Source organism: Microbacterium sp. SLBN-154 (genome assembly GCF_006715565.1).
Lineage (GTDB): Bacteria > Actinomycetota > Actinomycetes > Actinomycetales > Microbacteriaceae > Microbacterium.
Genome location: NZ_VFNL01000001.1, coordinates 2,911,460 through 2,937,134, shown reverse-complemented (window position 1 = coordinate 2,937,134; position 25,675 = coordinate 2,911,460). Strand labels below are relative to the sequence as shown.

Here is a 25,675-nt window from a genome sequence, read left to right as displayed (position 1 = left end):
CGCGCGCCGCCCTTCGCCCCCTGCGGCGGCGGTAGCCTCGCTGGCATGGACGACCTCTCCGCTCCGACCGGTCGCGAAGCGGCGCTCGTCGCCGTCCCGCGCGATGACGGCACCACCCCCCGCGCTCTCGTGCTGGGAGCGACCGGCTACATCGGCGGACGACTGGTGCCGCGGCTGCTCAACGCCGGGTATCGGGTGCGGGTGCTCGCGCGCGATCCGCGCCGTGTGGCCGCCTTCGCCTGGGGCGAGCGAGTCGAGATCGTGTCGGGGGATGCCGCGGATGCGACCGTCATGGCACGCGCTGCGGCCGACGTGGACGTCCTGTACTACCTCGTGCACTCGATGTCGGCGGGACGGGGGTTCGAGACGGCCGACCGGGAGGCCGCCGAAACCGTCGCCCGGGCCGCCGCCCGGGCGGGGGTCACGCGCCTGGTGTACCTCGGGGGCCTGCATCCCGAGGGGGTGCCGCTGTCGGCGCACCTGCGATCGCGCGTCGAGGTGGGCCAGGTGTTCCTCGACAGCGGTGTGCCCACGCTCGTTCTTCAGGCGGGTGTCGTGATCGGGTCGGGGTCGGCGTCCTTCGAGATGGTCCGGCACCTCACCGATGTGCTCCCGTACATGCCCGCGCCGCGGTGGGTGCGCAACCGCATCCAGCCCATCGCGGTGCGTGACGTGCTGCACTACCTCCTCGGCGCCGCGCGCGTCGCCCCCGATGTCAACCGCGCCGTCGACATCGGCGGCCCCGATGTGCTGCGCTACGGCCAGATGATGAACGGCTATGCGCTCGAGGCGGGGCTCCCGCAGCGCGCGATCGCCGCGCTGCCGGTGCTGACACCCCGCCTCGCCTCGCACTGGGTGAACCTCGTGACCCCCATCCCGCGCTCAATCGCGCGTCCGCTGGTGGAGTCGCTGCAGAACGAGTGCGTCATGAAGGACAACGATGTCGACGCTCTCATCCCGCGGCCCGAAGGCGGGCTGATGCCCTATCGGGAGGCGGTGGCGCGGGCTCTCGGACGGGTGGCGGAGGACGCGATCGAGACGAGTTGGCAAGACGCCGAGGTGCTCGGCGTTCCGAGTGATCCGCTCCCGAGCGACCCGAACTGGGCGGGGAAGGCGGTCTTCGTCGACGAGCGGTCGGCTCACACCACCGCCCCTCCCGAGGCGCTCTGGCAGGTCATCGAGGGGATCGGCGGCGAGAACGGCTGGTACTCCTCCCCGGTGCTCTGGGCGATCCGCGGGTGGATGGACCGCGTCGTCGGGGGCATCGGTCTGGCACGCGGGCGACGCAGCCGCGCCCGTCTTGTCGTCGGCGACGCCCTGGACTTCTGGCGTGTCGAGGCGATCGAGCCCGGAAGCTTCCTCCGCCTCCGTGCCGAGATGAAGGTGCCGGGGCTAGCGTGGCTCGAGCTGCGGGCGCGCCCCGAGGCGGGCGGTTCACGCTACGAGCAGCGCGCCGTGTTCTTCCCCCACGGCCTCTCGGGGCGTCTCTACTGGTTCGCCGTGCTGCCGTTCCACGGCTTCATCTTCGCGGGCATGGCCAATCGGATCGCCGCGGCTGCCGAGACCGTCGTCGGAAGCAGCGCCCGGCCGACCGTGACCTCGCCCGCCTGAGGGGCGGAGGCGGCAGGCCTACGGTGTCGTCGCGGCCGCCTCGCGGACGACGCGGCCGGCCTCGAGGCGCACCACCCGGTCCACCGCGCCCGCCGGGACGTCGGCGTGCGAGATGACGATCACGGCCTGCTCGGACCCCGCAGCCGAGAGGAGATCGCGAAGGAGCTCATCAGCGGCGGCGGGATCGACGCCGGCGGTGGGTTCATCGAGGATGAGGACGGGGAAGCCGCGGAGGAGCGCTCGGGCGAGGGCGAGTCGCTGGGCCTGACCCCCCGAGACCCAGGCGCCGCGCTCGCCGACACGCGCGTCGAGCCCCCCGCGCTGACGGACCCAGTCCCACAGCCCCACCCGTTCGAGGGCCCGCTCCAGTTGCGCGTCGCTCGCGGTGGGCCGTGCGAACAGCAGGTTCTGGCGGATGTCGTCGTCGAAGAGCATCGGATGCTGCTCGACGAGACCGATCGTGCGGCGGACGTCGTCGGACGAGAGTGCGGTGACCGGAACGCCGCCGATCGTGTAGTCGCCGCCGGCGTCGAGGAAGCGCACCAGCACGTGCGCGAGCGTGGTCTTTCCCGCCCCGCTCGCGCCCGACACCAGCACGCGCTCGCCGGGCGCGACATCGAGGTCGACATCGCGCAGCACGGCATGGGCGCTGCCCGGCCACCTCGCCGTCACTCCGCGCAGAGACAGTCCCTCGCCCAGAGACGGGCCCATTCCGGTGGGTGGCCCCGTCTGATCGGACACGAGCTCGGTCGGAAGGGCGTTCGGCACCGCGTCGGCGATGCGGGTCGCCGCTGCGTGAACGCGCCGCCACGCTGCCGCCGCCAGCGGCACGACGGTGAAGACCTCGAAGACCGCCATCGGCACGAGGACGACGACGGCGAGCCCGGGACCGGACAGCGCCCCCGCGGCCACGGCGGGCGCGCTGACGAGCACGGCGGCGATCGATGCGACGCCGGCCGCGACCGACACGACCGCGGTCGTCGCGGCTTGAGCCCCGGCGCGAAGAACGACGGCGCGGCGGAGGGCGCGATCAGCAGCGTCGATCCGAGCGCGACTGGTCTCGGCCGCACCGAAGGCGTCAAGGACGTCGAGGGCGGAGAGGTGATCCATCAGGGCCTCCGTGACCCGCGCCCGCAGGGGGGCTACAGCGCGCTCGGCGCGCGACCCGGCAGCCCAGCCCCACACCGCGGCGGTGACGGCGGCCAGCACGAGGCAGGCGAGCAGGGTGAGGGCAGCAGGCCACCACACCAGCCCGACGAGGATCACCGACAGCGCCGCGACGAGCGCCGAGGAGGCGAGGGGCTGGATGACTCGGAGGGGAAGATCCTGCAGCTCGTCGACATCGTCGACGAGAGCGCCGAGCACCGAGCCGCTCCGCGTCCGGCCGAGGCCGTCGGGCGCGAGGGGAACGAGGCGGCGGACGAGGTCGGTGCGGGTGCGCACGAGCTGGCCGAGCGCGGCGTCGTGTCCGAACAGGCGCTCGAGATAGCGGGCGCCGGCCCGGGAGAGGGCGAAGAAGCGCACGCCGACGACCGCGAGCGAGAGGTACAGCACTGGCGGCTGCTCGGACGCGCGCACGATGAGCCATGCGCTGACCGCCAACAGCGCGACCGCTGATGCCTCGGCGACGAGCCCGGTCAGGATCGTCGGCACCCACCGCGGCGCCGGCGGCATCGCGCCGCGCAGGAGCGAACGGGCGGTCGGCCGGGATTCAGGCTGCGACATGAGGGGCCTCCGCGACGGGGAGCGTCTCAGCGGTCATCGAAGTGATGCGGTCGGCGATCCGGCGCGCGCTGGCACGGTGGGAGATGAGCAGTACCGCCGCCCCCTCGTCGGCGAGGGTGCGGACCGAGCGCCAGAGGCGCTCCTCGGTGTCGGAGTCGATGGCGGCGCTCGGTTCGTCGAGCGCGAGGAGGCGGGCACCGCAACCGGCCGGGTCGCGGAGCAGGCGATAGAACGCCCGCGCCACGGCGACGCGCTGGGCCTGACCCCCCGACAGACCGGCTCCGCGCACGCCCAGACCGGTGTCGGGTGAGACCCCGTCCGCGCACGCGAGGTGCAGCGCGCGACGCACCAGAGCCTCATCCGGGTCGGAATCGCCGAGAGCGACGTTGTCCGCGACGCTGCCGTGGAGAAGACCCGCGTCCTGACCCGCCCACGCCAGCCAGTCCGCGGGAGAGAGCGCCCGCACATCCCGTCCCTGCCAGGTCGCCGTGCCCTCGGCGGCGGCAGCTCCGCGGAGCGCCGCGAACAGACTGCTCTTGCCTGCTCCGCTCGGGCCGGTGAGGAGGGTGACGGTCCCGGGGAGCGCGGTGAGGTCGATAGGGGCGAGGAGGACGTCGCCGCGGCGTACCCGCAGGCCGTCGACGACGAGACCCTCTTCCCCTGCGCCTTCACCCTGCCCCGCGGCATCCGATCGGAGCTGCCGATCACCGCCCGCCGGAGCCCCGTCCTGGGCGGCGTCGAGCACGTCGAAGACCTCCTCGGTCGCGGCGACGCCTTCGGCCGCCGCATGGAACTGCACGCCCACCTGACGCAGCGGCAGGTACGCCTCGGGGGCGAGGAGGAGGACGAACAGGCCCACGGCGAGGGGCAGCGCACCGTCGAGCAGGCGGAAGCCGATCGAGACCGCGACGATCGCCACGGCGATGCTGGCGAGGAACTCCAGAGCGAAACCCGACAGGAACGACACCCGCAACAACGTCAGCGTCTCGCGGCGGTACCGGCCGGTGGTCTCGCCGATCGAGGCGACCGCGCGGTCCTGGCGCTGGTAGAGCTTCAGGGTGCCCAGGCCCCGGACGGTGTCGGCGAAGCGGGCGGCCAGCCGGCCGAGCGTGTCCCACTGCCGCTTCTGCACCGAACGGGTCGCAAGGCCGATGAGCACCATGAACAGCGGGATGAGGGGGAGGGTCAGTGCGACGGTCAGGGCCGAGATCCAGTCCTGCCACCACATCACCGCCACGAGCAGCGGCGTGGCCACGGCGGTGAGGACCAGCTGCGGCAGGTAGCGGCCAAAGTAGGCCTCCATCGCCTCGAGCCCACGGCCGGCGGTGACCGCCAGCCGTGCGGTGTTGCGGCCGGCCAGCCAGCCGGGGCCGAGGCGATCGATGGCGGCGAGGACGGCTGTGCGCAGTTCTGACTGCGCGCGTGCGGCGGCCCGCGCCGCCGCCGCCTCCCGCACCCAGGCGAGCGCGGCGCGCAGGGCGACGACGGCCGCCAGGGCGGTGAGGATCCCGGCGAGCTCGGCCGGCGGCATCCCGTCGATCGCGCCCACGATCGCCTGCGTGAGCAGCCAGGCGAAGGCGACGACCACCGCCGCCTGGGCGAATCCGATGAGGACGAGGAGGGCGAAGAACGGCCGGGATGACGCGGCGTAGCGGAGAAGCCGAGGGTCGACGGGGCGAGCCATGAGCGGATCTCAGTGGGCGGCCGCGGCGCCCGCGGTCTCGATGTGGCGGCGCGTGACGCGCTTGCGGAACACCCAGTAGGTCCAGCCCTGGTACGCCAGGACGAGCGGGAGGAAGATCAGCGCCGCCCACGACATGATCGTGAGGGTGTAATCGGTGCTCGAGGCGTTCTGGATCGTCAGGCTGAACGCGGGGTCGGTGGACGAGGGCATCACGTTCGGGAACAGTGAGAACCACAGCGTGAGCACGGCGCCCGCGACGGCGCCCACCCCGAACGCGAAGGCGCGGCCCTCGCGGTCTCGGGCGCTCGCGATCACGCCGCCGAGCACGCATACGGCGGCCACGCCGGCGGCGATCAGGGCGGCGGGGAAGGCGGGGGCGCCCCCGCTCCAGGCGTCGGCCAGGGTCCAGGTGAGGAACACTGCGGCGACCGCGAGGGTCACGATCCCGGCGCCCACGGCGAGCCGGCGCGCGCCGACGTGCACCGGCCCGTCGGTCTTCAGCGCCACGAAGGTCACCCCGTGGGTGAAGAAGAGCAGCAGGGTCGTCGCCCCACCGAGGAGCGCGTAGGGGTTCAGCAGGTCGAGCAGGGTTCCGGTGAATTCGAAGTCCTGGTCGATCGGCACGCCGCGGACGATGTTCGCCACCGCGACGCCCCAGAGGAACGCCGGGACCGCCGAACCGACGACGATCATGAGGTCGAAGCGCCGCTTCCAGCGGAGGTCATCGCGCTGGTGGCGGTACTCGAACGACACTCCGCGCACGATGAGGGCCAGAAGGATCAGCAGCAGCGGCAGGTAGAAGCCGCTGAACAGGGTCGCGTACCACTCGGGGAAGGCGGCGAACAGGCAGGCGCCGGCGACGATGACCCAGGTCTCGTTGAGGTCCCACACCGGCCCGATGGTGTTGATGATCTGGCGGCGCGAGGTCTCGTCGCGGCCGAGGAACGGCAGCGACATCCCGACGCCGAAATCGAACCCGTCGAGCACGAAGTAACCGAGGAAGAGGAAACCGACGATCCAGAACCACAGGGAGGGAAGATCCATGATGCGCCTTTCGCCTAGTAGACCGTCGTCCGGGTCGCCAGTTCCGCGTCCTCGTCGTCACCGGTGGGAAGGGTCGTCTCGGGTCCCTTCTGCGCGGCGCGGAGGATGAGTCCGAACTCCACGACGGCGAGAGTGGCGTAGATCAGCGTGAAGGCGATGAGGGAGATCAGCACCGTCCATCCCGGGACATTCGGCGAGACCCCGTCTTCGGTGAGCATCAGCCCGAAGACGATCCAGGGCTGCCGGCCCATCTCGGTGAACACCCAGCCCACGAGGCTCCCGAGGAGCGGGAGCGGAGCCGACCAGATCGCGACCTTCCACATCCACGTCGCCACGGGACGGGTCGCCTTCTTGCGGGTGACCCACAGCCCCGCCACGGCGACGAGGGCGGCGAGGCCGCCGAGGGCGATCATCCACCGGAACGACCAGTACGTCACCCACACGATGGGGCGGTAGTCGACGCCCGCGCCGAACTGCTCGGTGTACAGCGCCTGCAGGTCGTTCAGGCCCTCGACGCACCCGTCGAGGCTGTGGGTGGACAGCAGTGAGAGGAGGTAGGGCACGCGCAGCGACCAGATCTCCTCGGTGCCGTCGGGGGTGCCGATCGAGAAGATCGAGAACGACGCATCCGCCCCGCAGGCGGTGTCCCACATCGCTTCGGCGGCGGCCATCTTCATCGGCTGAGTCGCCACCATGACCAGGCTCAGCTGGTCGCCGCTGACGGCGACGCCGATGAACGAGGCGATGACGAACCACAGACCGAAGCGCAGGGATGAGCGCATCGTGTCGAGGTGCTGGCCGCGAGAGAGGTGCCAGGCCGAGACGGCGACGACGACCGTGCCGGCGAACATCCAGGCGGCGAAGATCGTGTGCGGGAAGGCCGCGAGCACGACGGGGTTGGTCAGCACGGCGCCGATGTCGATCAGCTCGGCGCGGCCGCCGTCGGCGGCGAGCTGATAGCCGACCGGGTTCTGCATGAACGCGTTCGCCGCGAGGATGAAGTAGGCCGACAGGGTCGAGCCGAGCACGACCATCCAGATCGAGGCCAGGTGCAGCAGCCGCGGTAGCCGATCCCACCCGAAGATCCACAGTCCGATGAACGTCGCCTCGAAGAAGAAGGCCATGAGGCCCTCGAAGGCGAGCGGGGCGCCGAAGACGTCGCCGACGAACCGTGAGTAGGCCGACCAGTTCATGCCGAACTGGAACTCCTGCACGATCCCCGTCACCACGCCCATGGCGAAGTTGATGAGGAAGATCTTGCCGAAAAGGCGCGTGAGGTGCAGCCACTTCACGTTCCCGGTGCGATGCCATGCGGTCTGGAAGATCGCCACGACGAGCACGAGCCCGAGGGTCAACGGGACGAAGAGGTAGTGGTACAGGGTGGTGAGCCCGAATTGCCACCGCGCCAGCAGCAGCGGGTCGAGGAGGTCCACGTCAGCTCTCCGATCTCCGGTTGAGGCCTTCGCGACCGAGCGTACGCTGTGGTCTGACCACAGAAGAAAGGACTGTCTCGACGTCGAGCGGATGTGTCTCGATGTCGAGCGAGACGGGCGGCGTACGGTAGACGGGTGAGCGCCTACATCTCGGCGTTCGAGCTGTTCTCCATCGGTGTAGGACCCTCGAGCTCCCACACGGTCGGTCCGATGCGGGCCGCCGGTGACTTCGCTCGACGGCTGCGCGATGGCGGAACGCTCGATCGCGTCATCCGTATCTCCTGCACGCTGTTCGGGTCGCTCGGGGCGACGGGGCTCGGCCATGGGACACCCGACGCGGTGGTCGCGGGGCTCCAGGGATTCGAGCCCGAGACCGTGGATCCAGACGTCGTGCGGGCGGCATGGACGCAGTGGCCGGCCGGCGGGCTGCTCGCGGTCGCCGGGACCCATCCGATCGCGTTCTCGAAGGACGACATCGTGTTCGCTCCGCGGACCCGGTTGCCGGGCCACCCCAATGCGCTGACCCTCGAGGCGTGGGGGTCATCGGGTGAGGCTCCGCTGCTGTCGGAGACCTACCTCTCGATCGGCGGCGGATTCATCCGGCGCGAGGGGGCCGACGACCAGGTGGCGGCAGCCGCCTTCCCCTTCGCGTTCGCGAGCGCGGCGGAGCTCATCAGCCTCTGCGACGATCACGGCATCACGATCGCCGAGCTCGCTCGGCGCAATGAAGAGGCGCTGCGCTCGCCGGATGAGATCGCTGCGGGCCTGGATGCCATCTGGGATGCGATGGCGGGGAGCGTTGCGGCGGGTCTTCACACCGACGGGGTGCTTCCCGGGATACTGGGGGTCAAGCGTCGCGCGGCGGCCATCCGTGCGCAGCTCGAGGAGGCGGAGTCCTCGGGGCACCGCGAACTGCCCGGGGAGTGGCTCGGCGCGTTCGCGCTCGCGGTGAATGAGGAGAACGCCGCCGGTGGTCGCGTGGTCACCGCGCCGACCAACGGTGCCGCGGGGATCCTTCCGGCGGTGGCGATGTACTGGTGGCGATTCCTGTCGGATTCGGGTCTGGGTGTGGGCAACGCCGTCACCCCGTGGGGAGAGCTCGTCGGAAGCGCCCTCCTCGGGTTCGGTGCGGAGGGGGCCGGGGCTGTCGGCGGGGGAGTGTCTGCGGAGGACCCCGCCTTCGTAGCCGAGGCGAACCGGCGCCGCGGCATCCGGCGGTTCCTGCTGACGGCGACCGCGCTCGGGTCGCTGTTCAAGGCCAACGCGTCGATTTCGGGGGCCGAGGGCGGGTGCCAGGCCGAGGTGGGTTCGGCGTGCGCGATGGCCGCGGGCGGCCTGACGGCGGTCATGGGCGGCACGACGCGGCAGATCGAGAACGCCGCCGAGATCGCGATGGAGCACCACCTGGGGCTGACGTGCGACCCCGTGGGCGGGCTCGTGCAGATTCCGTGCATCGAGCGCAACGCCATCGCGGCGTCGACCGCCGTGACCGCGGCGCGCCTGGCGCTGCGCGGCGACGGGTCGCACTTCGTCTCGCTCGACGCCGTGGTCGAGACCATGCGCCAGACCGGCATCGACATGTCGCACAAGTACAAGGAGACCAGCGAGGGGGGCCTCGCGGTCAACGTCATCGAGTGCTGATCCGCGCGTCGCGCCGCTCCTCGCCGATCGGGCTCGACTGCTCAGGTGACGCGAATGGTGAGGTTACGCGGCGAAGGTCGCCATTTGCGTCACCTTTGCGTCGCGCTCCATTGCTGAGGTGACGCGAATGGTGAGGTTGACTCGGCGAAGGTCGCCATTTGCGTCACCCAAGCCTGGCGGTCCGATCGCGTCAGGCGTCTCCTGCTCGCCAACCCCGGCGCAGGAGCACTTCGCGCAGACGCTGGACCCCGCTCCCGTCCCGGACGTGGTGCGATGTCACCCGGACCACCTCCCATCCGAGGGCAGCGTAGGCCGCATACTTCTCGATGTCGCGATGCCATTGCCGGCGGTCTGTGCGATGGTGATCCCCCTCGACCTCGACGACTACTCTGAACGCACGGAGAACCAGCTCGGTGATGCCCACCAGCCGGCCACGGTCGTCGCGGATCTCGACGTCGAGTTCGGGTTGCGGAAGGCGTGCGGACTCCATATCGAGTCGGAACTCCGTTTCCAGCGGCGAGGAGCTGCCGACTCGGATAAGCCCTGCCGCCTCCCGCAGTGATGCGATCCCGAAACGGCGCCCCGCGTCGATAGCACGGTGGAGTTGCGCGATGCTCGCCAGTCGCCGGTGAGGTTGAGGTGATCCCGAGGCGTCCCGGGGGATCCTGACGAAGGCATCGCCGACGATGACCAGCTGTCGGACGCTCAGCTCACGCCCCAGCATCGCCCAGGTCGACGCCGGGCTCGACATCGGCAACTCGAGGTGCCGGACAACCGAAACCAGATGGGGCGGCACTTTCACCCCCTTCACTCCGCGTCCCCGCGGAGCGCGATGCGGCGCGAGCACGCCGACCGACAGGTCGGAACCGTGTGCGAGCGGTGCGCCGAACAGCACAGCCGCTGTCGTCCCCGCGAAGAAGGCAGTGGGCTGCATGATGAGCGCATACGCTTCCGCGAGGCGCGTGACCCTCTCTCTGCCGGCACGGTCAGTGGCAAGCGGGCCGTCGAGATCGGTTGGCGGCGGCCGTAGAGAGCGCACGCCATGGAAAGGTCGATCCAAATCTCGTGCCCGGAGGCGACTGCGACTCGCACCTGCTGCGAGCGCCCCGCGGCAGGTGAACGATGTCGGCACGTCGGCAGGTAGCGGGCCTGGAGTGAAAACCACCCCCTCACCGTGCCCGAACCTCCACACCGTCGGCCGAGGGCCACTGCCACCGGTGGAGAACCCGCGGCGCTCCCCATCTGGGGAGGAAGCGACACCCGACCGGGGCAGGACTACGCTCGAAGGATGACTGCGCGGCGAGGGGGCAGCTGAGATGGTGGCCATTCCGGTGACGATCTCACCCGCGCGATCGCGCCCGAGCGCGGATCCGGTCGAGGATCCCGGCACGATCGGCGATCCGCTCGTCGACACCCATGGCCGGGTGCACCGCGACCTGCGCGTCTCGCTGACCGACCGCTGCTCCCTCCGCTGCACGTACTGCATGCCCGAGCAGGGCAACGAGTGGCTCGCGCGCACCAGCATCCTGACCCTCGACGAGATCGAGCGCGTCGCCCGCATCGCCGCCGCCGACGGGGTCTCGACCTTCCGCCTGACCGGTGGCGAGCCGCTGCTGCGTCGCGACCTCCCCGAGATCGTCGCGCGGCTCGCGGCCCTGCGCGGACCCGACGGACCGGTGCAGATCGCGATGACGACCAACGGCATCGGGCTGCGTGCTGCGCTTCCCGACCTCATCGACGCCGGCCTTTCGCGGGTGAACATCTCGCTCGACACACTCCGCCGCGACCGCTTCCGCGACCTCACCCGCCGCGACCGGCTCGCCGACGTCCTCGACGGGATCGACGCCGCCGCGGCGTCAGGACTCCGCCCCCTCAAGATCAACGCCGTCGCCATGCGCGACGTCAACGACGACGAGCTGGTCGACCTGGTCGACTTCGCGCTCACCCACGACGCGCAGCTGCGCTTCATCGAGCAGATGCCCCTCGATGCCGGCCATACCTGGGACCGGCAGCGCATGGTCACACGCGACGAGATCCTCGCCGCGCTCTCGGAACGCTGGCATCTCACCGCGGTGCCCGGTCGCGGGGGCGCGCCGGCGGAGCGTTTCCTCCTCGACGGCGGTCCGGCCTCGGTCGGCGTGATCGCCTCGGTGACCGCGCCGTTCTGCGGCGCCTGCGACCGGCTCCGCCTCACTGCAGACGGGCAGCTGCGCAACTGCCTCTTCTCCACCACCGAGTACGACCTGCTGCCCGTCCTGCGCGGGCCCGCTGCAGGCGATGACGCGATCGACCGGATGCTCCGCTCCTGCGTCCACGGAAAGCTCCCCGGACACGCCATCAACGATCCGTCGTTCCTCCAGCCTGCGCGCGGGATGAACGCGATCGGCGGCTGAGATGGGACGCATCACCGCGCGCCGACCCGTCACACGCGTCACCATCGGTGGCGGCGAAGGGGGAACGGATGCGGCGCGGCGGCGTCCCGACGCGCTCGCCGTGGAGGAGCCCCTCGAGATCCGGGTGCGCGGCACGTCGCTCGCCGTCACCATGCGCACCCCCGGGCACGACGTCGAGCTCGCCTCGGGCTTCCTGGTGTCGGAGGGGGTGATCTCCCGCGGGGACCAGTTCCGTTCGGCCATCCACTGCGGGGGCCCGGGGACGGGAGGGATGCTCGGCGGCATCGGAGCGTTCGCGGGATCATCGGCTGACGGCAACACGTACAACGTGCTCGATGTCTCGCTGGCCTCTGACGTCCCGCCGCTGGACCCGGATCTCGCCCGGAACTTCTACACGACGAGCAGCTGCGGGCTGTGCGGTAAGGCGTCGATCGATGCCGTCCGCACGGTGTCGAGCTACGACATCGCGCTCGACCAGGCGAGGGTGCCGGCGGCGATGCTCTCCGGCTTCCCCGACGAGCTCCGGCGCCAGCAGGATGTCTTCGACAAGACCGGCGGGCTGCACGCTGCCGCGCTCTTCGACGCCGCCACCGGCGAGGCGCTCGTCGTGCGCGAGGACGTCGGGCGCCACAATGCGGTGGACAAGGTGGTCGGGTGGGCGGTGCTGAACGACCGGCTTCCGCTCGCGGGCACGGTGCTGCAGGTGTCGGGGCGGGCGAGCTTCGAGCTCGTGCAGAAGGCTGTGATGGCCGGCATCCCGGTCCTCGCGGCGGTCTCGGCGCCGTCGTCGCTCGCCGTCGAACTCGCTGAGGATTCGGGTCTCACGCTCGTGGGTTTCCTGCGGGGCGCGTCGATGAACATCTACACGCACCCCGACAGGATCCTCCTCGCCGCCTGAAACCGGTCGCCGGGAAGACCGGTTCACGCCGGCTCATCAGAGGAACGGATAGGCCTCGTACACGGTGTCGGCCGGCAGCGGGGTGAAGAAGATCGCCTCGAAGCGGGCGCTGCCGCCGTCGGCGGGCAGGCGCTCGATGTAGGTCGACGTGCCACCGATGATCGCTCCGCCCGGATCGCGGGCCACGACGGTGACCCCCACGAACTCCTGATCCACCGGGAACTCCCCGGTGACGGTGCCCGAGACCTCGGTGACGTAGTCGTCACCGGTCGCCGACAGTTCACCGACCGAGAACGTGCCGGCCCCGGTCGAGGGCTCGGACACCGCGTCGGCGGGGTCGGGACCGATGACCTCGATCGCGGCGACCTCGTTCGCGCCGACCTCGAAGAACGATCCGGACACGGCGACCTGACCGGGAAGCATCGTGATGTAGTCGGTGGAGCTGTCGAGGATCGTGCCGGAGGCGTCGACCGCCTCGGTGGTGATCTCCCCGAACTCGAAGACCGCGTCGGGGTTCGGGTTGTCGACGATCACGACGTACCACCACAGTTCGGGATCCAGGGTGTCCTGGCCGAAGGCCGTCTCCACGACCTGGATCGGTTCGGCCGAGGTGACCGGTTCCCCACCGCCGGGAGCGAACGGGTCGGACATGCCGTCGTCGATGGTCTCGATGGTCGAGATCGTCGTGAACAGCGTCGCCACGATCGTCACCACGATCGCCGTGATGCCGCCGAGCACCGAGATGATCAGCGCGGAGATGCTGAAGCCCTTCCCGCCCTGCGACTTCACCGCCAGGCCGATGATGGCCATCACCAGCGCGGCCAGGAGGACCGGTGCGGAAAGCCACCCGAGGAAGGGGATGAAGGCGATGAGGAGACCGACGATCGCCGCGGCCAGTGCGATGATCGCGAGGACCTTGGGACGCGGATCGGGTCCGCCGGGTGAGGACGGCGACCCCGGGTAGGCCACGCCGGGTTGGGCATACGGCGGCAGCGGGGCACCCGGATAGGAGGGCGGCGCGGGATACTGCCCCGCCGGAGGCGCGTACTGCCCTACGGGCGGGGCGTACTGCCCCGCAGGAGGGGCGTACTGCTGGCCCGGCGGTGGCGCGTAGTGGCCGGCCGGAGGTGCGTAGGAGCCCGCGGGCGGAGGATCGGCGGGCTGCTGCCCGTCTCCGGGAGAAGGGTTCTGGTCGGACATGGCTTCCTCTCCATGCGACGGATCCGCGTCAGCGCCGCCGCTACACAGTAGCGAGGTCGGCGGACACGGCCCAAACTCCGGCGCGACCGCCCCCGGACATGACGAGAGCGGATGCCGCCCCCACGGCATCCGCTCTCGTCTTTCGCTGTCAGCGCCGGGGCTTGCGGTTCTCCGCGCTCACCATCCACGACAGCTGTTCCACGCGCTCGAGAACCCCGTGCAGGATGTCGGCGCTCGTGGGGTCTTCATCATCGACGGGGTCGTGCACCTCACGGACGGTGCCGGCGACGGCGTCGAGACGTTCGGTCATCAGGTCGATCACCTCGGTCGTGGCGATCTCGCCCTGCGGGAACTCCGGCAGGGTGGTCGTCTCGGCGACGGTGTCGCTGCGGCCGTCAGGCAGGGCGTGGAGCGCCCGCATCCGCTCGGCGATGTCATCGGCGAATTCGCGGGCTGCGTCGATGATCTCGTCGAGCTGAAGGTGGGTGTCACGGAAGTTCGTCCCGACGACGTTCCAGTGGGCCTGCTTGCCCTGCAGGGAGAGTTCGATCAGGTCGACCAGAACACGCTGCAGGCTGTTGCTCAGGGTCTCGGATGCCTGGAAGCCCTTCTCGGCATTCTGCTCATCGGTGAGTTCGGCGCCGCGCGACGGCCGCCGCTTGTTGCGGGTGGCGGAAGAGGCTTTGTCGGACGTGGTGGCCACGGAACGCTCCTATCGGTCGGGGTGGAATCGACGATAGGCGAGCGACGAATTCGGAGGGAGAGCTTGCACCGGGTCGACAGCAGTGATAGCCGCTCGTCGCAACGCGTCCCTAGACTGCGAGCAGGGGCCGGACCGTCCGGTGCGCGAAGCGGAGCGAGGACATATGCAACTGGCGATGGTGGGACTGGGGCGGATGGGTGCGAACATCGTCCGACGGTTGATGCGCGACGGTCACGACTGCGTCGTCTACGACGTCAATCAGGACGCCGTGTCCACCCTCGCCGCGGAAGGCGCGACGGGCGCTGCGACCTTGGCCGATCTCGCGGGCAAGCTCGAGACCCCGCGCGTGGTGTGGTTGATGATCCCGGCAGGTCTCACCGGCGGGGTCGTCGACCAGCTCGCCCAGGTGCTCGAACCGGGCGACATCATCATCGACGGCGGCAACTCCAACTATCGCGACGACGTCCGTCGGGCCGCCGCGCTGAAGCCGAAGGGCATCCACTACGTCGACGTCGGCACGAGCGGTGGTGTCTTCGGCCTCGACCGCGGCTACTGCCTGATGGTCGGAGGCCCGGACGAGGCCTTCACCCGCATCGAGCCGGTGCTGGCGACGATCGCTCCCGGTCGAGGCGAGATCGAACGGACCCCAGGCCGCGAAGGCGATTTCGCGCCGGAGGAGCTCGGCTACCTCCACTGCGGTCCGTCGGGTGCCGGCCACTTCGTGAAGATGGTGCACAACGGCATCGAATACGGGATCATGGCCGCGCTCGCCGAGGGCCTCAACATCCTCGAGCATGCCGATGCCGGCATACATCAGGCGGAGCACTCCGCCGAGGTGGCGCCGCTGGAGGAGCCGGAGTTCTACCAGTTCACCATCGACACCCCCAAGGTCGCGGAGCTCTGGCGCCGCGGGTCGGTCATCTCCTCGTGGCTGCTCGATCTCACCGCGGCCGCCCTGCAGGACAACCCCACGCTGGACGGTCTCGCCGGCCGGGTGTCCGACTCGGGTGAGGGGCGCTGGACGGTCAAGGCCGCCGTCGACACCGGCGTGCCCGCCCCCGTGCTCGCCGCCTCGCTGTTCGAGCGTTTCGCCTCACGGGGCGAAGACCACTTCGCCAACCAGGTGCTCTCGGCGATGCGCCTGCAGTTCGGCGGTCACCAGGAGCTTCCCGCGGGCGACGTCCTCGAAGCGGGGAGCCGCAAGGCCGACGCCTGATCGGATATCGCGATGGCCTACCTGCCCATCTCCACACCCGGCGAGGTCGGCGGACCCGACGGCTACTCCTACGGTGCGCTGGTGCTGATGACGGATGCCGCGGACGCGGCCGCTCTGGAGAGGATCCTCCGCGTCATCCGCTTCACCGGATGGATCGCGCCGGCTTCATCGGGGACGCAGGTCGTGATCGGCGATCCAGGGGCGGGGGTCGTGGCGGCGGAGCGGCGCGGAATCGTCGAGGTCGCAGCGCTGGTCGCCGCGAAGCTCGAGTGCGCGGTCCTGGCCGTGCGGGTGCGCCGTGACCGGCAGCTCGGGCTGGTCGCCTGGCGGGGCGCGGAGGAGGTCGGCCGGTACGACAGCGACCCGTCGGCCGAACCCGGCGCCGACGACGACATCGGCACCGAGCCGGTGGGTGTCGCCGCAGCGCCGGAGTTCGCGGCCCTCGCGGGGGTCCCCGAGGCCGGCGAGAAGCTGACGGAGATCCTCGATGAGGAGCTGGAGCGCGACAGCGTCTCCGAGTCCGAGCGGCTGCGCGTCATCCTGCGCCTGCTCTCGCTTCCCGACTGGATCGTCGCAGCCTCCTCGCTGCCCCGTGACATCCCCACCGGTCCTCGCGCCGCCGAGCTCGTCCGACTGCGCGCGGGGATGCGCGGGGCGCAGGGGGTCTGGCGCAACCCCGCCGTGCGGCGACTGCGTCGGCGGTGGACGCCGCCGCCGATCATCGCCGATCCGCCCCGGGAGAGCGGCCAGGGCATGGAGGGCATCGAACCGTGGATGTTCTGAGGTGAGCGGCGTCGTCACGGGCGCACGGCGCCGCACCGCGGTGTGGGGGCTCGTCATCAGCTCGGTGCTGCAGCTGACGCTCGTGCTGCTGGGGATCGGCTTCATCCTCGCCCCCGACAACGCGGCCTCCGCCGTCCTCCTGTTCGCCTGGTGCGGCGTGGGCACCGCCTACGCGGCGGGCATCTGGGTGGTGCTGTGGGTCGCGGGGCGTCGAGCCGAGAGTGACGGGCCGCCGCTTCTTATGGAGCTCGGCATCGTGCCGCGCACGATCTCGCTGACGGCGACCATCTTCACCAGCGCCGTCGGCGTCGTGGCCACCGTCCAGCACATCTTCCTCCAGCCCGGCGACGCGATCACCCCGCTGCTCGACGTCATCGGGATCTGGGCCATGCTGCTCGCCTGGACCCTGCTGCACTGGGGGTACGCGCAGCTCTACTTGCAGCTGTACTACCGCGAGAACGACCGCCCGCTGCGTTTCCCCGGCACGACGACCCCCGGCATCCTCGAGTTCGCCTACTTCTCGTATACGGTCGCGGTCAGTTTCGCCGCCTCCGATGTGGAGGTGCACGACCGTCAGATGCGGTGGCGGGTGATGACCCACTCCGTCATCGGGTACTTCGTCAACGGCCTGATCATCGTCACAGCCCTGAGCGCCATCGCCGAGGCCGGCGGGCGCTGAGGCAGAGGGCGCTCACGCCGAGAGCATCGCCCGCGCGACGCGCGCTCCGGAGACCAGCGCACCCTGGATCGAGGCGGTGTCGCGGTGGTCGCCCGCGATCAGGATGCGCTCTGCGATCCAGGGCGCACTCCTCGTTCGGAGCGGAGCCGGCTGGGCGGGAAGGGCGTGGCGCACGTCGTCGCGGCGGAGGAGACGCCACTGCGCGGCATCCTTCCCCCACAGCTCCGCGAGCTGACGGCGTACCTCGGCCTCCGGAGCGCCCCCGCCGTCGGCGGGGAGCAGGCAGGTGGCCTGCACGAGGTGATGACCGGGCGGGGCGTAGGAGCGCGCCGTGCGCGAGAGGACCGCGGTGTTGACGATCGGACCCCGACGCCGCCCGTCGACGGCCAGGAGGGCGTCGAACGCGGGCTCGTGCTCGGCGTCGAACCACCAGGTCTGCAGTCCCTTCGTCTTCGGTGCCGGCAGGTCGGTGAGCGTCGCGACCATCTCGGGCCCGACCGCGACGATGACGTGGCCGGCACGCACGGTGTCGGCTCCCGCGATCGCCACCTCGCAGACGTTCGTTCCGCGACACAGGGCGGTGACGCGGTGGGTGAGGCGGATGTCGGCACCCGCCGCCTCGGCTCGGGAAGCGAGCTGGCGGGGGAGGGCTGCGATGCCCCCGGCGGGCAGCCCCGGTCGCCCGAGCGCGAACATGCGCACGAGCAGCCGGACGAAGGCGTCGGAGGTGGTGCCGGTGTCGTCGGCGACCACGCCGGCGAGGAACGGTTCGAGCACCTCCGTGCGCAGCGGCCCGGTGAGGCCCGCCCGCGTCCATCCCTCGGCGAGACTGCGGTCGGGCCCGGAGATGACGCCCTTCGGGTCGAGCAGCGCCGGGATGATCCATCGGCCGAGCGCCCAGAGGTCGGCGGGTCGGGCGAGCCCGCTCGCCACAGACGCCGGGAGGAGGCCCGGATGCCGCAGGGGATGCCCGAGGCGCACTGAGCGCCTCTCGCGGCGCACGCGCACGCCGACGGGGAAGGCCTGGATGTCCAGGGCCGCGAGGTCGACCGCGCGGGGGAGAGCGGGGTAGGCCGGATTCAGGACGTGGAAGCCGCGGTCGAGGAGGAACCCGTCGACGATGTCGGTGCGCTCCCTGCCGCCGACGTCATCGGCCGCCTCGAGCAGCACGACGTCGCGACCCGCCCGGGCGAGGATGTCCGCCGCGCGAAGACCCGCCAGGCCCGCTCCGATCACCGCAACGTCGTGCGCGGCGCGGCCGGTGCGGGACATGTGCTGAGCCTACGACGACCGCAGCCTTCCCGGACGACCCCCGCCCCTCCCGGGCGGTGGAAGGATGACGGCATGAAGGCCGCGCTGATCCTCGCCACCCAGCTCTTCGAGGATCACCCGGCACTTCACGATCCCGACATCGACATCCTGTTCTTCATCGAGGCCGAGTCGGCCCTCACCCGTCGACCGTTCCACGCCCACAAGCTCGTGCTCATCCTCTCCGGACTCCGACATGCCGCCGTGCACGCCGAGGAAGCCGGACACCGGGTGGCACACCTCCGGGTCGGGGAGGAGTGGAGCTTCGCGACGGGCCTTCGCCGACTGATCCGCGAGCATGGGATCGACGGGCTGGCGTGGATGAGCGCGACGGATCGCGGGGTGGACGAGCGCCTGCGACGGGTCTGCGATGACGAGGGGGTCGCGACCCGCATCTACCCGGACGCCCTCTTCCTCACGGCCGCCGATGATCTGGACGAATGGTTCGGCGGGCATCCGCGGGCTAAGATGGAGGACTTCTACCGATGGCAGCGCGTGCGTACCGGCGTCCTCATGGACGGCGAGAAGCCCGCGGGAGGTGCCTGGAACTTCGACGCCGACAACCGTCATCCGCTTCCCTCGGGCGGGGTCCCGATCCCCGCCCTTCCCGAGGCCCGACATGACGGGATCACACGAGAGGTGATGGCCCTCGTCGCCGACCGGTTCGCCGATCATCCGGGCGACGCTGCGGATTTCTGGTTGCCGGTCACCGCTCCGGGGGCTCGGGAGTGGCTGGCGTCGTTCGTCGCCGAGCGGTTGGAGCTCTTCGGCCGTTACGAGGACGCCATGGCCGCCGATGAGCCGTTCCTCTTCCACGCGGTCATCAGCCCGTTCCTCAACGTCGGTCTGCTCCGCGCCGAAGAGGTCGTCCGCGCTGCCGTGGCCCACCGTGACGCGGTACCGATCGCCTCGCTCGAGGGGTTCGTGCGTCAGGTGATCGGCTGGCGGGAGTACATGCGGGGGTCCTACCGCGCCGAGCCGGCCCTCATCGACGCCAATCACTTCGAGCTCACCCGTCCGCTCGAGGACTGGTGGTACACCGGCACCGGCATCCCCGACGATCTGCCGACACCGGTGCGGGTGGTGCTCGAGCGGGTCCATCGCTGGGGCTACGCCCACCACATCGAGCGGCTCATGGTCCTGGGCAACTGGTTCCTGCTGCAGGGCTATCATCCGCGGGCGGTGTTCGACTGGTATTCGGCGCTCTTCATCGACGCGTACGAGTGGGTGATGGTGCCCAACGTTCAGGGGATGAGCCAGTACGCCGACGGCGGCGGCGTGGCCACGAAGCCCTACGTCTCGGGTGGGGCCTACCTGCAGAAGATGGGCCGGTGGTGGGGCAGCGATCGCGAGGCCCGAGACTCCGTCTTCACCAGCGCCTACTGGGCCTTCCTCGATCGGCACGAGGCGAAGCTCGCCGGCAACCCCCGATTGAACATGCCGCTCGCGCAGATGCGCCGACGCCGGGGAGACTGAGCCGTCAGCGGCCGGATGCCGGGGATGGCCGTACCCCCACCGGCCGGGGGGACGACCGGTGGGGGCAGGTTCAGATGCCAGCGAGAGTGCGTCGAGCGTTGGCGAGCACACGAGCGAGCCAGTGCGCGCGTGCTCGCGCGGCATCGCGGCTGAGCAGCGCCTCCGGCACGAGAGCGTCGAAGCCGTGCGCCCCGCCGGGCCAGACATGCAGCTCGGCGTCTCCGCCGCTCTGCCAGATGCGGTCGGCGTACGCCACGCACTCGTCGCGGAACGTCTCTGCCGATCCCACGTCGATGAAGGCGGGCGGGAGCCCGGACAGGTCCTCGGCGCGCGCAGGTGCGGCGTAGATGGGCACCTCGGTGCGATCGGGTCCGAGGTAGGCGCTCCAGGCGGTCTCGTTCGCATCGCGGTCCCACGCGCCGCGGCCCGCCATCTGCGCACCCGAGGCCGTCTGGTTGCGATCGTCGAGCATGGGGCAGATGAGCAGCTGGGCGAAGACACCCGGCCCGCCGCGGTCGCGGGCCAGCAGGGCGGTCGCCGCGGCGAGGCCGCCCCCGGCGCTGATCCCCGACAGGATGACGCGGTCGGGATCCACGCCGAGCATGGAGGCCTGGCCCGCGACCCACGCGAGCGCGGCGTAGACGTCTTCGACGGCGGCGGGATAGCGGTGCTCGGGGGCGAGGCGATAGTCGACCGAAGCGATGGCCAGACCCGCCTCGTCGGCAAGAGCCGCCAGGGGCGCCAGTCCGTCGTAGGGTCCGCCGACCACCAGCCCGCCGCCGTGGGCGAAGAGCAGTACCGGCACCGGACCGGTGCGCGCCGCCGGGAGGAGAAGGATGACCCGGAGGTCGCCGCCGGGACCCTCGATCACGTGCTCGGAGTGCGCGAGGCGACCGCTTCGGGTGATCTCCTCCCTCGGGGGAACGATGCCCCGGGCGCGCAGGGCTTCGATCTCATCGGGTCGGAGGGTCGTGACGATGTCCGGGTTCGTCGCCAGGGCGTGTGCCACGTCGGGATCGAAAGGCGGGATCGGCGGCATCGATCAGCCTTTCAGGGAGCCCTGGAGGAGGGCGGAGACGAAGTGGCGCTGGAAGATCAGAAAGATCAGCAGAGTGGGAGTGAGGATCAGCAGCGACCCGGCGCACAGGAGCGGGATGTCTGTTCCCCACTGGCCTTGGAAGGCGCCCAGGGCGCCGGCCATGGTCCGGTTGGCGGGATCGTCGACGAGCACGATGGCCAGGAGGAACTGGTTCCAGGTCCACAGGAACAGCAGGATCGCCAGCGACGACAGCGCCGGTGCCGACAGCGGCACATGGATCTTCCAGAAGAGCTGCCAGGTCGTCGCCCCGTCGACGCGGGCGGCCTCGGAGAGGTCGTGGGGCATGTTCACGAAGTGGGCCCGCATCCACATGATCGCGAACGGCATGAACAGGCCGATGAGGGGGAGGATGATCGCCCACCGTGTGTTCAGCAGTCCGATGTCGCGCATCTGGTAGTAGAGCGGCACCACGATGCCTTCGAAGGGCAGGGTGAGCCCGAGGATGAACACGATGAACACCGCGTTGCCGCCGCGGGGTCGCAGGTGGCCGAGCGCGAAGCCGGCGAGGGTGGCGATCAGCACCGCGATCGGAACCACGCCGAGCTCGATGAGGACGCTCGACCACAGCAGCTCGAGCATGTTGGCCGACTGGAAGGCGGTGAGGAAGTTGTCCCACCGCGGGGTCTCGGGCCAGCTGATCCCCGCGGGATAGGTGCCGGGCGGATGCAACGCCGTGACGAACAGGCTCACGAACGGGATGATCGTGATCGCCATGAGCAGGAACAGCAGCGCGCGGCCGAGGATCTTGTCGCGGAGCGGGGTGATCATGCGTCCCTCCCGCGGATGATGCGCTGCAGGGGCAGCACTACGAGGAGCACGAGGAGCATCAGCACGACAGCGAGGGCGGAGGCTGTGCCCACGTCACGCTGGAAGAAGGCCAGGTAGTAGATCTGCAGGCCCGGGACGAGCGTGCTGTTGCCCGGGCCGCCCTGGGTGGAGATGTAGATGATGTCGAAGCTCGCGAGCGCCGAGATGACAGTCACCGTGATGGCGACGGCGAGTTCCTGGCGGACGCTCGGCAGGGTGATCGAGAAGAACTCGCGGACGGGACCTGCCCCGTCGATGCGAGCCGCCTCGTAGAGGGCGGGGTCGATCTTGGTCATGCCGGCCAGCAGCAGCACGGTGCACAGGCCGAGCTGCACCCAGGCGCCGATGAGGCCGACGGCCGGGAGGGCGGTGTTGAAGTCTCCGAGCCAGGCGCGCGTGAGTCCGCCGAGGCCGATCGCGCTGAGGAGCTGGTTGACGAAGCCGCTCGAGGAGAGCTGCCAGCTCCACATGATCCCCGCGGCCACGAGCGGGATTACCTGCGGGAGGAAAAGGACCGTGCGAGAGACCGTCGCGAGCCGGCTCGTTGCGATCCCTCGGATGATGTTCGCTGCGAAGAGTCCGAGGATCACCGGGATGATGCTGAAGTAGATGATCAGCTCGAAGGAGTTGAGGATGGCGCCCAGCAGCGTCGGGTTGCCGAAGACCTCGCCGTAGTTGGCAAGGCCCGCCCAGGACGCGGTGGTGAAGCCGTCCCAGTCGTACAGCGAGTACTGCGCGGTCAGGGCGATCGGACGCAGCACGAAGGCGATGTAGAACGCCGCTGCCGGCAGCACCAGCAGGTAGGTCCGGAGGTCTCGGACGACACGGCGCCGGCGCCGCCGGCGCGTCAGCGCACGGTCATCCGGGATTGATGGCGGTGGGGGAGGGGTCGCGGCGGCGGAGATGTCCGCCGCCGCGACCTGGGAGCGTGAGCTCATGCCTACTGACCGACCTCGGCTTCGTAATCGGTCTGGACCGAGCTCAGCAGGCCCGCTGCATCCTGCTCACCGGCGACCAGTCGCTGGACATTGGGCGTCCAGCTCTGGGCGTAGATCGCTCCGGTGGCGTTGGCGATGAAGTCCATCGCGCCGTCGGCGTCGTTGATCGTGGTGCCCGCGGCGAGGGTCTCGGCGGTGACCGAGCCCTCTGCGACCTCGGGCATGAAGGCATCGGCCGGCCCCATCGGGTGGGATCCGCCGACCTCGACCGTGATGGTGCGCGCCGTCTCATCCGTGGCGACCCAGTCCAGGAAGAATGCGGCGCAGTCGGGGTTCTCGGCGTTCGCGGAGATGCCGTAGGTGAGGGGCGCCGACATGGCGCCGAGGGTTCCGCCGTCTTCCAGCGGCGGCATCACGAAGAAGCCGGCGTTGTCGGGCATCTGGGTGTCGAGGTTGCCCGACTCCCAGTCGCCGCTGAAGATGAAGACGCTCTCGCCGCCGATGAAGCGGCTCATCATCTGCGAGTAGTCCATCGAATTCACGTCGTCGGCGAAGAAGCCCTCCTCGATCCATCCCTGCAGGTGCTCGGCGGCCTCGAGGTTGTCGGGGGTGTCGATCGTCGCGCCCTCCTTCTGGAAGATCCAGTCGTTGATCGGTGCGGTCTCGCCGTAGGAGGCCATCAGCAGCTGCAGCGGGAACAGCAGGCCTCCGGTCGCGCCACCGTTGAACTGGGCGATCGGGGTGAGCCCGGCGTCGCGAGCGGCGGCGAGGTAGCCGTCGAACTCCTCGAGGGTCGCGGGAGGCTCGGTCATCCCGATCTGCTCGGCGAGCTCCTTGTTGTAGAACACCCCGGTCATCGAGAAGTTCAGGCCCATCGCGTAGAGCGGGCCGTCGCCGCGACGGCCCTCCTCGTCGACGCGCAGCTGCTCGAGCTGCGAGGCGGGCCACTCAGTCCACCCGAACGCCTCGGCGTACGGGTCGAGGTTCAGAAGGAGTCCGCTGGAGGCCAGTTCCGACATCTGCGGAAGGCGCATGAGATCGGGCGGCGAGTCCTGCAGCACGCGGGGCGCGTTCTGCGTGATGACGGCGAACTGGTCCTCGCGGATGTCGAAGGTGACATTCGGGTACTGGTTGGTGAATTCGTCGGCCAGCTCCTTGGGGAGGGGGAAGCCGGTCTCGATGTACATGTCCAGGACGACGTCCTCCTCTCCGCAGGTGGGAGCGCCGTCCAGGGTCGGGGTGGCCGACCCGCCGGTGTCGGTCGTGCCGCCGCCGGGAGGGGCGCAGGCGACGAGGGCGAGAGCGGATGCTGCCAGCAGGCCGGTGGCGAGGTAGAGGCGTGACCGGTTGCCGTGTGATTGAGACACCAATGTCTCCCTTCCTTGGGATGGGGATTCCGAGGCTGCGATCGAATGGGCGAGGAGGAATGCAGGAGCTGCGGGTACTCTGAGCTAACTCGATTCAGCGGCTTGCTAAATCGTGTTAGCAAGGATCATCATGGCCAGCGACCGCGTGTCTGTCAACTCCGTTGATCGCGACCCGTGGGGTGTTGTTACCCACCCGTTAGGATCGGCCTGGAACGAAGGACGAGTGACGTGACCCGACGCCGTGTGACCCTCGCCGATGTGGCTCGCGCCGCCGGTGTCTCGCGGACGACGGCGTCGCTGGTGCTGTCGGATCGCGGAACAGAGCTTCGGATCTCGGAGGCGTCGCAGCAGCGGGTGCGCCAGGTCGCCTCGGAACTCGGCTACCGTCCCAACATCCTCTCCGCCGACCTTCGCCGCGGATCCAGCCGCACCATCGGCTTCATTTCCGACACCATCGCGACCTCGCAGCTCGCCGGTGACATGATCAAGGGCGCCCTCGACCATGCGCATCGCGAGGGGTATCTGCTCTTCATCGGTGAGACCGAGGGGGATCTCTCCGAAGAGGAGCGCCTGGTCCAGACGATGCTGGATCGACAGGTGGATGCGGTCGTCATCGCCTCGATGTTCACCAGGGAGCGGCCGATTCCCGAGGGGGTGCGTGGCCGATCAGTCGTGCTGTTGAACGCTCTGCCTGACGAAGCGGGTGCGGTCACCGCGATCATTCCCGACGAGTACGATGCCGGACGGCGTGCGGCGGAGCTTCTGCTGGCGGCCGGTCACACACGGATCCACCTTGTGGGCGCCGGACCGGATCGCGACCAGGTGGCACCGCAGACGGTGGCGGGTCGCGAGAGGCTTGCCGGCATCCTCGACGCGCTCGCCGATGCCGGCATCGAGCCGGTGAGCGGGCGGATGTGCAAGGTCTGGCTTCCCGAGGACGGATGGAGGGCGACCGCCGACCTCGTCGCGTCCGGCGCTCGAGGCGAGGCGATCATCACCTTCAACGACCGCCTGGCCTTCGGCGCCTATCAGGCGCTGCAGGAGGCGGGCATGCGGGTTCCCGACGATTTCTCCTTGGTGTCCTTCGACGACCATCAGCTGGCCGGGTGGTTGCACCCGGGCTTGACCACCTTCGCGATTCCGCACTACGAGCTCGGGCGTCGTGCCGTCCAGTACCTCCTCGACGGAGAGGATGACGCGGTGGCCGCCGTCGAACGCATCGAGATGCCGTTGCGCTCGCGCGGCTCCGTCGCGCCGGTCGGCGGCGTCGCACCCTCCGGTGCCGTCACGCCGTCGGAGCGGCCTCGTCCGGCGCGCGCCGCGCGGCCAGTCGCCGCTCGCGCATCGCGAGGAACAGCGGAAAAGTGAAGGCGATCGCCGTGATGCCCGACAGCACGATGTAAAGCCACCACCGCTTCATCCCGAGCCGTCGCCCCTCGACGACGATCACAACGCAGGCGGCGATCGCGACGACCAAGAGGTCGACGGTGATGGATGAGACCGCGGGGCCGCTGCTGACGAGGTCGCCGATGAAGTCGCGCATCTGCACGACAGCCCAGACGTTGAAGACGAAGGTGGCGACGAGTCCCGCGAGAGCCAGGACGAGGAAGGCGATGGCGAGTGGGGGCCAGGGGTCGCGGGCGCGGGTCATGGGTCGAAGGCTAGCGCCG

Annotated in this window: 22 protein-coding genes; 9 read left to right on the top strand and 13 right to left on the bottom strand. The window is 70.2% G+C overall.

Features of this window, described 5'->3' with window-relative positions; genetic code table 11:
* Positions 1-45: 45 nt before the first annotated feature.
* Entirely contained in the window at positions 46-1,611 is a 1,566-nt protein-coding gene (locus FBY40_RS14205) for an SDR family oxidoreductase (RefSeq protein WP_141939433.1), read from the top strand.
* Between the two features lie 18 nt (positions 1,612-1,629).
* On the opposite strand, the gene cydC is transcribed toward FBY40_RS14205, so the two are convergent.
* The 4 genes from cydC to FBY40_RS14185 are packed head-to-tail and all read right to left on the bottom strand — an operon-like array spanning position 1,630 to position 7,497.
* Positions 1,630-3,336 (bottom strand): thiol reductant ABC exporter subunit CydC, encoded by a 1,707-nt coding sequence (gene cydC / locus FBY40_RS14200; RefSeq protein WP_141939432.1) that lies wholly within the window; start codon positions 3,334-3,336, stop codon positions 1,630-1,632.
* Positions 3,323-5,020: a thiol reductant ABC exporter subunit CydD gene (gene cydD, locus FBY40_RS14195; protein ID WP_141939431.1), complete on the bottom strand. Its 1,698-nt coding sequence runs from the start codon at positions 5,018-5,020 to the stop codon at positions 3,323-3,325. Before cydD ends, cydC begins: the two co-directional genes overlap by 14 nt.
* 9 nt (positions 5,021-5,029) lie before the next feature.
* Positions 5,030-6,064: a cytochrome d ubiquinol oxidase subunit II gene (gene cydB, locus FBY40_RS14190; RefSeq protein ID WP_141939430.1), complete on the bottom strand. Its 1,035-nt coding sequence runs from the start codon at positions 6,062-6,064 to the stop codon at positions 5,030-5,032.
* A 14-nt stretch (positions 6,065-6,078) separates the two neighbouring features.
* Positions 6,079-7,497 (bottom strand): cytochrome ubiquinol oxidase subunit I, encoded by a 1,419-nt coding sequence (locus FBY40_RS14185; RefSeq protein ID WP_141939429.1) that lies wholly within the window; start codon positions 7,495-7,497, stop codon positions 6,079-6,081.
* Positions 7,498-7,632: 135 nt separating this feature from the next.
* On the opposite strand from FBY40_RS14185, the gene FBY40_RS14180 reads away from it, so the two are divergent.
* Positions 7,633-9,138 carry an L-serine ammonia-lyase, iron-sulfur-dependent, subunit alpha gene (locus FBY40_RS14180; protein ID WP_141939428.1) on the top strand — a complete coding sequence of 502 codons (1,506 nt, stop codon included), beginning with the start codon at positions 7,633-7,635 and terminating at the stop codon, positions 9,136-9,138.
* 190 nt (positions 9,139-9,328) lie between these two features.
* Here the strand turns inward: FBY40_RS14180 and FBY40_RS14175 are convergent, their stop codons facing one another.
* Entirely contained in the window at positions 9,329-10,072 is a 744-nt protein-coding gene (locus FBY40_RS14175; protein WP_141939427.1) for a hypothetical protein, read from the bottom strand.
* Positions 10,073-10,454: 382 nt separating this feature from the next.
* On the opposite strand from FBY40_RS14175, the gene moaA reads away from it, so the two are divergent.
* Together moaA and fdhD are read left to right on the top strand one after the other, a co-directional pair.
* Entirely contained in the window at positions 10,455-11,531 is a 1,077-nt protein-coding gene (gene moaA, locus FBY40_RS14170) for a GTP 3',8-cyclase MoaA (RefSeq protein WP_141939426.1), read from the top strand.
* A 1-nt stretch (position 11,532) separates the two neighbouring features.
* Positions 11,533-12,429 (top strand): formate dehydrogenase accessory sulfurtransferase FdhD, encoded by an 897-nt coding sequence (fdhD, locus tag FBY40_RS14165; RefSeq protein ID WP_141939425.1) that lies wholly within the window; start codon positions 11,533-11,535, stop codon positions 12,427-12,429.
* 36 nt (positions 12,430-12,465) lie between these two features.
* Here the strand turns inward: fdhD and FBY40_RS14160 are convergent, their stop codons facing one another.
* Positions 12,466-13,629, bottom strand: a complete 1,164-nt coding sequence (locus FBY40_RS14160) for a hypothetical protein (RefSeq protein WP_141939424.1) — start codon at positions 13,627-13,629, stop codon at positions 12,466-12,468.
* Positions 13,630-13,777: 148 nt separating this feature from the next.
* Positions 13,778-14,332, bottom strand: a complete 555-nt coding sequence (locus FBY40_RS14155) for a Dps family protein (RefSeq protein WP_124293909.1) — start codon at positions 14,330-14,332, stop codon at positions 13,778-13,780.
* Between the two features lie 163 nt (positions 14,333-14,495).
* Here FBY40_RS14155 and gnd point away from each other — a divergent pair, with 163 nt between their 5' ends.
* Genes gnd through FBY40_RS14145 form a run of 3 tightly spaced genes read left to right on the top strand, consistent with a single transcriptional unit; the run spans position 14,496 to position 17,010 of the window.
* Entirely contained in the window at positions 14,496-15,548 is a 1,053-nt protein-coding gene (gene gnd / locus FBY40_RS14150) for a phosphogluconate dehydrogenase (NAD(+)-dependent, decarboxylating) (RefSeq protein WP_141939423.1), read from the top strand.
* Positions 15,549-15,560: 12 nt separating this feature from the next.
* Complete coding sequence (locus FBY40_RS17350) at positions 15,561-16,331, top strand: hypothetical protein (protein WP_160141406.1); 771 nt, start codon at positions 15,561-15,563, stop codon at positions 16,329-16,331.
* Position 16,332: 1 nt separating this feature from the next.
* The gene (locus FBY40_RS14145; RefSeq protein ID WP_160141405.1) at positions 16,333-17,010 is read left to right on the top strand and encodes a DUF1345 domain-containing protein; all 678 of its coding nucleotides are present in this window, start codon (positions 16,333-16,335) and stop codon (positions 17,008-17,010) included.
* A gap of 12 nt (positions 17,011-17,022) precedes the next feature.
* On the opposite strand, the gene FBY40_RS14140 is transcribed toward FBY40_RS14145, so the two are convergent.
* A complete protein-coding gene (locus FBY40_RS14140) occupies positions 17,023-18,282 on the bottom strand; it encodes an NAD(P)/FAD-dependent oxidoreductase (protein ID WP_141939421.1) in 1,260 nt (419 codons plus the stop codon).
* Positions 18,283-18,354: 72 nt separating this feature from the next.
* Between FBY40_RS14140 and FBY40_RS14135 the strand changes: the two genes are divergently transcribed.
* On the top strand, positions 18,355-19,794 hold the full coding sequence (locus FBY40_RS14135; protein WP_141939420.1) for a cryptochrome/photolyase family protein: 1,440 nt from the start codon (positions 18,355-18,357) through the stop codon (positions 19,792-19,794).
* Positions 19,795-19,864: 70 nt separating this feature from the next.
* Here the strand turns inward: FBY40_RS14135 and FBY40_RS14130 are convergent, their stop codons facing one another.
* From FBY40_RS14130 to FBY40_RS14115, 4 genes are read right to left on the bottom strand one after another with little or no spacing between them, the layout of a single operon-like run.
* Positions 19,865-20,803, bottom strand: a complete 939-nt coding sequence (locus tag FBY40_RS14130) for an alpha/beta hydrolase (RefSeq protein ID WP_235014925.1) — start codon at positions 20,801-20,803, stop codon at positions 19,865-19,867.
* Between the two features lie 33 nt (positions 20,804-20,836).
* Entirely contained in the window at positions 20,837-21,661 is an 825-nt protein-coding gene (locus tag FBY40_RS14125; protein ID WP_141939418.1) for a carbohydrate ABC transporter permease, read from the bottom strand.
* A complete protein-coding gene (locus FBY40_RS14120) occupies positions 21,658-22,638 on the bottom strand; it encodes a carbohydrate ABC transporter permease (RefSeq protein ID WP_141939417.1) in 981 nt (326 codons plus the stop codon). Before FBY40_RS14120 ends, FBY40_RS14125 begins: the two co-directional genes overlap by 4 nt.
* Positions 22,639-22,640: 2 nt before the next feature.
* The gene (locus FBY40_RS14115; protein ID WP_141939416.1) at positions 22,641-24,005 is read right to left on the bottom strand and encodes an ABC transporter substrate-binding protein; all 1,365 of its coding nucleotides are present in this window, start codon (positions 24,003-24,005) and stop codon (positions 22,641-22,643) included.
* 228 nt (positions 24,006-24,233) lie between these two features.
* Between FBY40_RS14115 and FBY40_RS14110 the strand changes: the two genes are divergently transcribed.
* Entirely contained in the window at positions 24,234-25,373 is a 1,140-nt protein-coding gene (locus FBY40_RS14110; protein WP_235014923.1) for a LacI family DNA-binding transcriptional regulator, read from the top strand.
* Here FBY40_RS14110 and FBY40_RS14105 read toward each other — a convergent pair.
* Positions 25,291-25,656, bottom strand: coding sequence for a DUF2834 domain-containing protein (locus tag FBY40_RS14105; RefSeq protein WP_141939415.1), 366 nt, complete (start codon positions 25,654-25,656; stop codon positions 25,291-25,293). The genes FBY40_RS14110 and FBY40_RS14105 overlap by 83 nt on opposite strands.
* Positions 25,657-25,675: the final 19 nt, after the last annotated feature.